This is a genomic window from Streptomyces sp. NPDC001852, assembly GCF_042891825.1.
Taxonomy (GTDB): Bacteria; Actinomycetota; Actinomycetes; order Streptomycetales; family Streptomycetaceae; genus Streptomyces.
The window spans coordinates 15,912-22,735 of record NZ_JBIATN010000006.1; the positions used below are offsets into that span (position 1 = coordinate 15,912).

At 71.8% G+C, this 6,824-nt stretch carries 5 protein-coding genes; 2 read left to right on the forward strand and 3 right to left on the reverse strand.

What is annotated here, in order from left to right; all coding sequences use genetic code 11:
- Positions 1-176 precede the first annotated feature (176 nt).
- The gene (locus ACFYZB_RS12235) at positions 177-605 is read right to left on the reverse strand and encodes a hypothetical protein (protein ID WP_388757512.1); all 429 of its coding nucleotides are present in this window, start codon (positions 603-605) and stop codon (positions 177-179) included.
- A 175-nt stretch (positions 606-780) separates the two neighbouring features.
- Between ACFYZB_RS12235 and ACFYZB_RS12240 the strand changes: the two genes are divergently transcribed.
- Positions 781-924, forward strand: coding sequence for a hypothetical protein (locus ACFYZB_RS12240; RefSeq protein WP_388757515.1), 144 nt, complete (start codon positions 781-783; stop codon positions 922-924).
- A 103-nt stretch (positions 925-1,027) separates the two neighbouring features.
- Entirely contained in the window at positions 1,028-3,121 is a 2,094-nt protein-coding gene (locus tag ACFYZB_RS12245; protein WP_388757518.1) for a hypothetical protein, read from the forward strand.
- A 149-nt stretch (positions 3,122-3,270) separates the two neighbouring features.
- On the opposite strand, the gene ACFYZB_RS12250 is transcribed toward ACFYZB_RS12245, so the two are convergent.
- Together ACFYZB_RS12250 and ACFYZB_RS12255 are read right to left on the reverse strand one after the other, a co-directional pair.
- The gene (locus ACFYZB_RS12250) at positions 3,271-4,407 is read right to left on the reverse strand and encodes an alpha/beta hydrolase (protein WP_388757521.1); all 1,137 of its coding nucleotides are present in this window, start codon (positions 4,405-4,407) and stop codon (positions 3,271-3,273) included.
- Positions 4,404-6,809 (reverse strand): thioester reductase domain-containing protein, encoded by a 2,406-nt coding sequence (locus tag ACFYZB_RS12255; protein WP_388757524.1) that lies wholly within the window; start codon positions 6,807-6,809, stop codon positions 4,404-4,406. The genes ACFYZB_RS12250 and ACFYZB_RS12255 overlap by 4 nt, the downstream gene beginning before the upstream one ends.
- Between the last annotated feature and the right edge of the window lie 15 nt (positions 6,810-6,824).

The following is a 6,824-nucleotide window of genomic DNA, read 5'->3' on the forward strand; positions in this document are numbered from 1 at the left end:
CCCCGAGCTCAGGTCTACCACCAGGACGCCGAAGCCCGTTCCGCAGTTCCCGGGTCAACGCCCATACCAGCGTACTCACGGAGGCAAGACGCCCCGGTCCGATCAGCCCGCCTCGGCCCCGGCCGACGGCATGCCCGGTCCCCGACCGCGCGCCGCCTGCCGGGGCGGGACCTGTCCTACAGGACGGCGACCGTCTCCTCGTCGCCGTACCGGAAGCCGTCGTTGTCGAAGTAGAAGACGGTGACCTTGACCTTGTCCCCCTTGTCGAAATGCGCGCCCGCGCCCGGGCGCATGGTCACCAGCGCGACATGGTCGTTGTAGTCGCAGACCAGCTGGTCCTTCTTGACGGTGCCCGCGGCGATGGACTGGTCGTGGGGGCTGTGGTCGAGCGTCGTCGCGTTGGCCACGAGTTCGTGGTCCATGCCGATGTCGCAGGAGTAGGTGACCTTCACCTGCAGGCCGGGGGTGTGCAGCGACACCTTGTCGATGGACAGCAGGTTGGCCTTGGCGGCCGCCGAAGGCGCGGTCGCCAGGGCTCCGGCACCGATCAGAAGAACGGTGGCCGCGGTTCCGGCGACGCGTCGACGGAGACGGGATGACGTCATCTTGGTTTCTTCCTTCCCCCTTGCGCGGTCACCCATGGTCGAGGCGTGGAGGATTCTCCAACTAAGCGGGCAACTGCGGCAGTTGGTCATTTCGCCCCGGATGCTACGTGATCTTTGAGTGATTCCGGTACGGGATCGCCGACAGCGCCTCGTGAGGAACGCCGCACCCTGCCGGATGAACCACTCCCGGCTCGACCTCGTCGGCAGCGGGGGCCACCGGCCGACCGGCAGCGACGAGGTTCCGAACGGCCGGCTCATCACCCAGGCGAATTCGCCCAACGGTTCGATCACCGAGCAGCAGTGCCGTACTCTCTGCTAGTCCTATCGCCTGCGTGGCAGAGAGTCACGCCAAGTGGGGGGAATTCAGCCCAAAAGTGAGCAGAACTGCTGGGCACCGCGCGAGTCGACGCGGTGCCCTTCTCGTGGCCGCCGTCGGCGCGATCACCGCGCTGGCCGGAACTCTCGTCGTCTCGGTCGACACGGCAGGCGCCACGAACGCCCCTCCGGCGTACACGTCCGCGATACCGGACACCGCCCCGCGTCCCCCAGCCTCCGCGCCGCACTGGACAGCCTTCGCGGCCAAGCGGTTCTGGACCGCGCAGCGCATGGCAGAAGCGAAGCCGCTTCCGGACGACAGACCGCGGACCGCGGGCAAGGCCGCCCACCCCACGCCCCAGGGCCTCGTCAAGCCGCCGGTGACCGGTGGCCCGAACGCCCAGGACCTGCGCGAGGTCCCGATGGACGCCACGCCGACCGACACCGCCGGCCCGACGGACACACCTACCGACACCTCGACCCCGGATCCCTCCGCCACCGCTACGGACACCCCGACCGCCACGCCGACGGACACCACGTCCGCCTCCCCCAGCGCGTCGGCCTCGGCGAGCCCCACCGCCTCGCCCAGCCCGTCCGCCACGGCCACGGCCACGGGCGGCACAGGTCCCGTCAGCTCCTACTTCGGCGGGCTGCCGATGGTCGGCCGGATGTACATGCAGACCAGCAGCGGCTCCTACTTCTGCACCGCGAGCGTCATCAACAGCCCGCACCACGACATCGTGCTCACCGCCGGACACTGCATGGACGGGCGGGCAGGCGGCGGCTCGCTCGCCTTCGTCCCCCGGTGGACCGCGGCCAATCCCCAGCCGTACGGCATCTTCCCCGTCGCCACCGACTCCGAGGGCCGCAGCCGGGTCTGGGTCGATCCCCGCTACTACGACCGCGGACACGTCCAGGGCGCCCCGTGGGACGTGGCATTCGCCCAGGTCGGCGCGCGCAGCGACGGCAAGCAGGTGCAGGACGTGGTGGGCGGCAACAACCTGGCCACCGGCCGCGGCTACACCTTCCCCAGCATTCGGCTGGTCGGCTACCCGGGCACCGCCACGCAGCCCCTGACCTGCGACAACAACACCACGCAGTACACCCCGACCGACGGCACCCCCGGCTCGTACCTCCGGATCGCCTGCAACGGCTTCGCGTCCGGCACCAGCGGCAGCCCGTTCCTGGAGAACTTCGACCCGGCCACCGGCACCGGCGACGTGGTCGGCAGCATCGGCGGCTGGGACACCGGCGGACCGACCGATGACGTCTCCTACAGCTCCCCCTACGGCTCCGACGTCCAGAACCTGTACAACGCAGCGGTCGCCGGCACCGCCCCCGCGCGTCCCAATGTGCTGCCCGGCGCCTCCACACTCACCCATGCCTCCCTCGTCACCTCCGGCTCCTTCACGCCCTCACCTTCGCCCGATCCGGACAAGAGCGACCTGATCGTGCGCTGGTCGGACGGCGAACTGACGCTGTACCGGGGTGGTGGCAACGGACGCTTCGACAAGGAAATACGGCTCGTCGCGGCCAACACCACCTGGACGAAGGCCGTCTCCATCACGGCCGGCGACTTCACGGGCACCAGCACCTACGACCTGCTGGTGCGCTGGAGCGACGGCAGCCTCACCCTCTTCCCCGACGTCGACGCGCGCGGCCTGCACAGCCAGATCACCCTCGTCAAGCCGGGCACGCTGTGGCAGCACGAGGTCGCCATGACCGCGGGCCGCTACACCACCGACGACCACTGGCCCGACGACCTGATCGTGCGCTGGTCCGACGGCGAGACCACTCTCTACAAGAACCTCAACTCCACCGGCGTCCACAGTGAGGTCCGGCTCAGCGCTCCCAACTCCACCTGGACGCACGCCACATCCCTCACGTCCGCCGACCTCACCGGGACCAACGAGTCGGACCTCGTGGTCCGCTGGTCCGACGGCGAACTGACCCTGTACCCGGACGTCAACCAGTACGGCTTCCACGGAGAGGTGCGCATGCGGGCCCCGAGCACGCTGTGGACCCACGCCACGCTCACCACGGCGGGCAACTTCACCAGCACCGACAACCGGCCCAACGACTACCTCGTGCGCTGGTCCGACGGCCAACTGTCCCTGTACCAGGACAGCGGCACCAGCCTCGGCACGGAAGCCGTACTCGCGACCGCGTCCGGCTCCTCGCTGCCGTACCACCGGCGCTGACCACGAAGTCCCTTGGGCGTCGGCCCAAGGGACTCCTGGCGGTGGCGGTCACCAGGACTTTCCCGCACACACCGACAGCCTGAACCCGGAAGGGGTCCTGAGCGCGGCCGGGCACCGGCGCGTTCGGTGGTCGGCCGACCGGCCGGCCGTCAGCGCCGTCCGCCGAGAAATTCGAGGATGTGACCGAAGACGTCCAGGGCGGCGCCCCGGCCGAGGAACGTGTCCAGGTGGCCGTAACCGGGGATCTCGGTGTACGACACGTCCAACTGCGGCTGGCGGTCGGCGAGTACGTCGTGGCAGAGCCGCTGGGAGTCCAGCCACAGACCGTTCTCGCTGCCGGCGAGCAGCAGCACGGGGGTGTCGATCCGGTCGGCCGCGTCCAGCGCGTTGGGCGGCAGGGCCCGGTAGCGGTGGTCGGTGTCGTGCCAGCGGACCACGCTGCGGGCCAGCTCGATGCGGCGCAGGTGGGGCAGGATCCACAGCGGCGCGGGGCCGAGGAGGTCGGCGAGGCGGTCGTGGGTGGCCTCGGACAGGTTCTCGTGCGCGAAGAGCGAGGCGCCCGTGCCCCAGGCGGAGTTGTGCAGGATCTGGCAGGTCGGGTCCGGGCAGCTCGCCTTTCGTGACGCCAGGGCGAACAGCGGGGTGTACTTCGACCACAGGCCCACCTTGCGGAAGTCGACCGGGATGTGGTCGATCCGCGTCTTCAGCAGCTCCCCCGCCAGCGACATCCGCAGCGACGTCCGGCCGGCGAGCTTCGGCGTCAGGAACACACCCTGGGACACCACGCCGGCGAGGCCGGGCACCAGTCCCGCCGCCATGCTCAGGGACAGCGTGAGCGATCCGATGCAGTGGGCGACCACGAACAGCGGACGGTCGCCCGTGTGCTCGCGGACGTGACGGACGGCCGCGGGGATGTCGTACAGGGCCACGTCGTCGTACGTGTACCTCTGGCCGGTCTCGTTGTACGGCAGCCGGCAGCTGCCCCGCCAGTCCAGCAGCCAGGGCTCGTAGCCGTCGTCGAGGAGGACGTCGACCAGGTTGCGGGTCTCCGGCAGCAGGAACATGTCGGCGGACGCGGTGTGTCCGTGCAGGAGCAGCACGGCGGGGCGGTCCGCGGCGCCGGTGTGTACGCGGGTCAGGCCGAGACGGACGCCGTCGTCCGCCCGGAAGGGGATCTCCTCGACGCGGGCCGGATCGAGCCGGTGGTGGAGCGGCCGCAGGGCAGCGTCGGTCCTGACCCGGCGCAGCGTCGGCCGGGTCGGGCGCGTGGTCGTCCTGAAGATCATCGGTGGTGCTCCGTGAAGGTCGGGGTACGGCGCAGGTCGAGCAGGTCCGCGGCGGCGCGCGCGAAGGGGCCGAGCAGGCCGCGGCCCATCTCCAGGCCGAACCAGGCGAGCCAGGTCAGCTTGGCGGCCCGCTTCTCCTGGCTGGTCAGACGCGGGTCGACCTGGATGCCGTCGATCTGGTCGCGGACGTAGGAGTCCGCGGGCACCACGACCTCGCCCGCCAGGCTCGCCGGTTCGCCCTCGCGGCCGATCCGCACGGTCAGCGCGCGGGTCTGGCGCCACACGTCGCGGCGGGCCCGGGCGTACTTGTGACCTTCCAGCCACCAGTGGCCGCCGCCGGCGTCGCGCAACCGCAGCCGGTAGCGCAGAAGCTGGTGCCTGAGCCCGTGCTGCCGCGGGATCCCCTCCTCGGGGCGGATCCATATGTCGCCGCGTTCGACGGTCAGCGGCTCGGGGTGTACGGCGGTGCAGACGACCTCGCCGGTCACGTCCACCCGGCGCTCCTTCACCAGCTGGTACATGCTCGCGATGGAGAGGGTGAGCGCCATGGAGCAGGGGCTCTCGGGCGGGGCGCCGACCGGTCCCACGCTGCCCTCTGTCCTCTCCGGGAACCACAGGTAGGGCTGGTCGTCCTTGTGCGGCAGCCGGGCGAGGCCGTCCTCGGCGAGCCGCTCGAAGGTCCTCAGCTGGGCCTGCGCGTCGTAGCGGGCCGCGGGCGGCAGCCCGAGCGCCTCGACCAGCGCGGCGGTGCGTGCGCCTTCGGCCGCCGGGCCCTTCAGGGTCGCCTCGCACAGCCTGAGGGCGGTGGGGCTCTGCAACACCCTGGACAGGAAGGCGAGTTCGGGGACCGGTTCGGCCTCCAGGCGGGCCAGGGCATCGGTGCGCCACTCCTCCCAGTCCTGGACGCGCACGTGCATGCCGCCGAGCGCCATGTCACGGACGACGTCGTCGAGGGTGTTGGGCACGCCGGTGAGGTGGTAGTCGTAGCCCCAGGCGTCGGGCTCGCAGATCGCGGCGACGGCGACCCGGCTCACCCAGTCCACCGGCGCCGCGTTCAGGTGGCGGAAGGCGGGTACGGTGCGGAAGCGGCCGAAGGCCGAGATCAGGCCGCTGCTGAGGTCCTGTGGGTTGTAGGCGCCGGTCTTCGTGTGGCCGCCGATGCCGCCGGGGCGCAGCGCGGTGACGACCAGGCCGTGGTCGCGGGCACGGCGCAGGGCCACCTCGGCGGCCCACTTCGACTGGTCGTAGCCCGAGACGAGGCGGTCGACGTGGGCGAGCGGGTCGTCCTCGCCCATGGAGGTGATGCCGACCTCGTTGAAGACGGCGATCGAGGAGATGTGGTGCAGGGGCTTGGGCCGCCCGGTGACCGCGAGTTCGGCGAGGGTGAGCGCGCCGAGGACGTTGCTCGCCCGCAGCGACTGGTAGCCGCGCAGGAAGTCCACGGCCGCGGCCACGCCCACGACGCCGTCCAGCTCGTGGGCGAGCGTGTGCCACAGGTCGTCGGACAGGCCGAGCCGCGGCCGCCGGATGTCGCCGGGCAGCACGGTCACCCGGCGCCGCACCTCCGACGACCAGGGCAGCCGGTAACTCCTCAGCGCCTCGCCGAGCCGGGCGACGGCTGCCTCCTCGTCGGCCGCGCGCACCAGGCAATGGACGTGCGCGTCGCTGTGCCGGAGGAGGTCGAGCAGCATGTGACTGCCGAGAAAGCCGGTGGCGCCGGTCAGCAGGATCCGGCGGGGCGGCAGCGGCTCGGGCACGTCGGCGAACGGCAGGCGGTCGGCGAGGCTCAGATCGGCGAGGATCTGCTCGAGGTCCTCGCGGCGGGCCCTGGCATACCGGTCGTCGTCGCTGCCGGCGCGTGGGCGGAGCGCCGGTGGGGTGGGCCGGGCGGGGGTCTGAACGGCTACAGCACCCGCCCCGGAGACGGGCGGCGTGCCGGGGGGCGCAACGGGCAGAGCGCCCTCGGTGGTGGGCGCCGGGGTGCCCGTGTGCACGGCCGGCGAAGCGGCCTCGCTCGGCGCTTCGGCCCCGGTCGCCTGCAGCCAGCGCCGGGCGAGACTGATCGGACGGGCGTCGGCGAACACCTCGTCCAGGTCGAACTCGATGCCCAGCTCGCCCTCCAGCTCCGCGACGAGTTCCACGGCGTGCACGGACGTGCCGCCCGCGTCGAAGAAGTCGGCGTCGGGCGACAGGTGTCCCGCGGGCAGGTAGCGGCCCGCCGCGGCGGCGATGGCCGTGGCGACGCCGTCCACGTCCCGGGGCGGGGCAGGGGTGGCACCGGAGTCCGCACCGGTGGCGGCCTGCATCACCCTGGCCAGCAGGTCGTCCACGCCCAGCCCGCCGCCGCGCTCGATCGCCTCGGCGGTCGCCAGCTGCCCGGAGTCCTTCGTCACGTCACGCATGAGAGCCCTTCCACG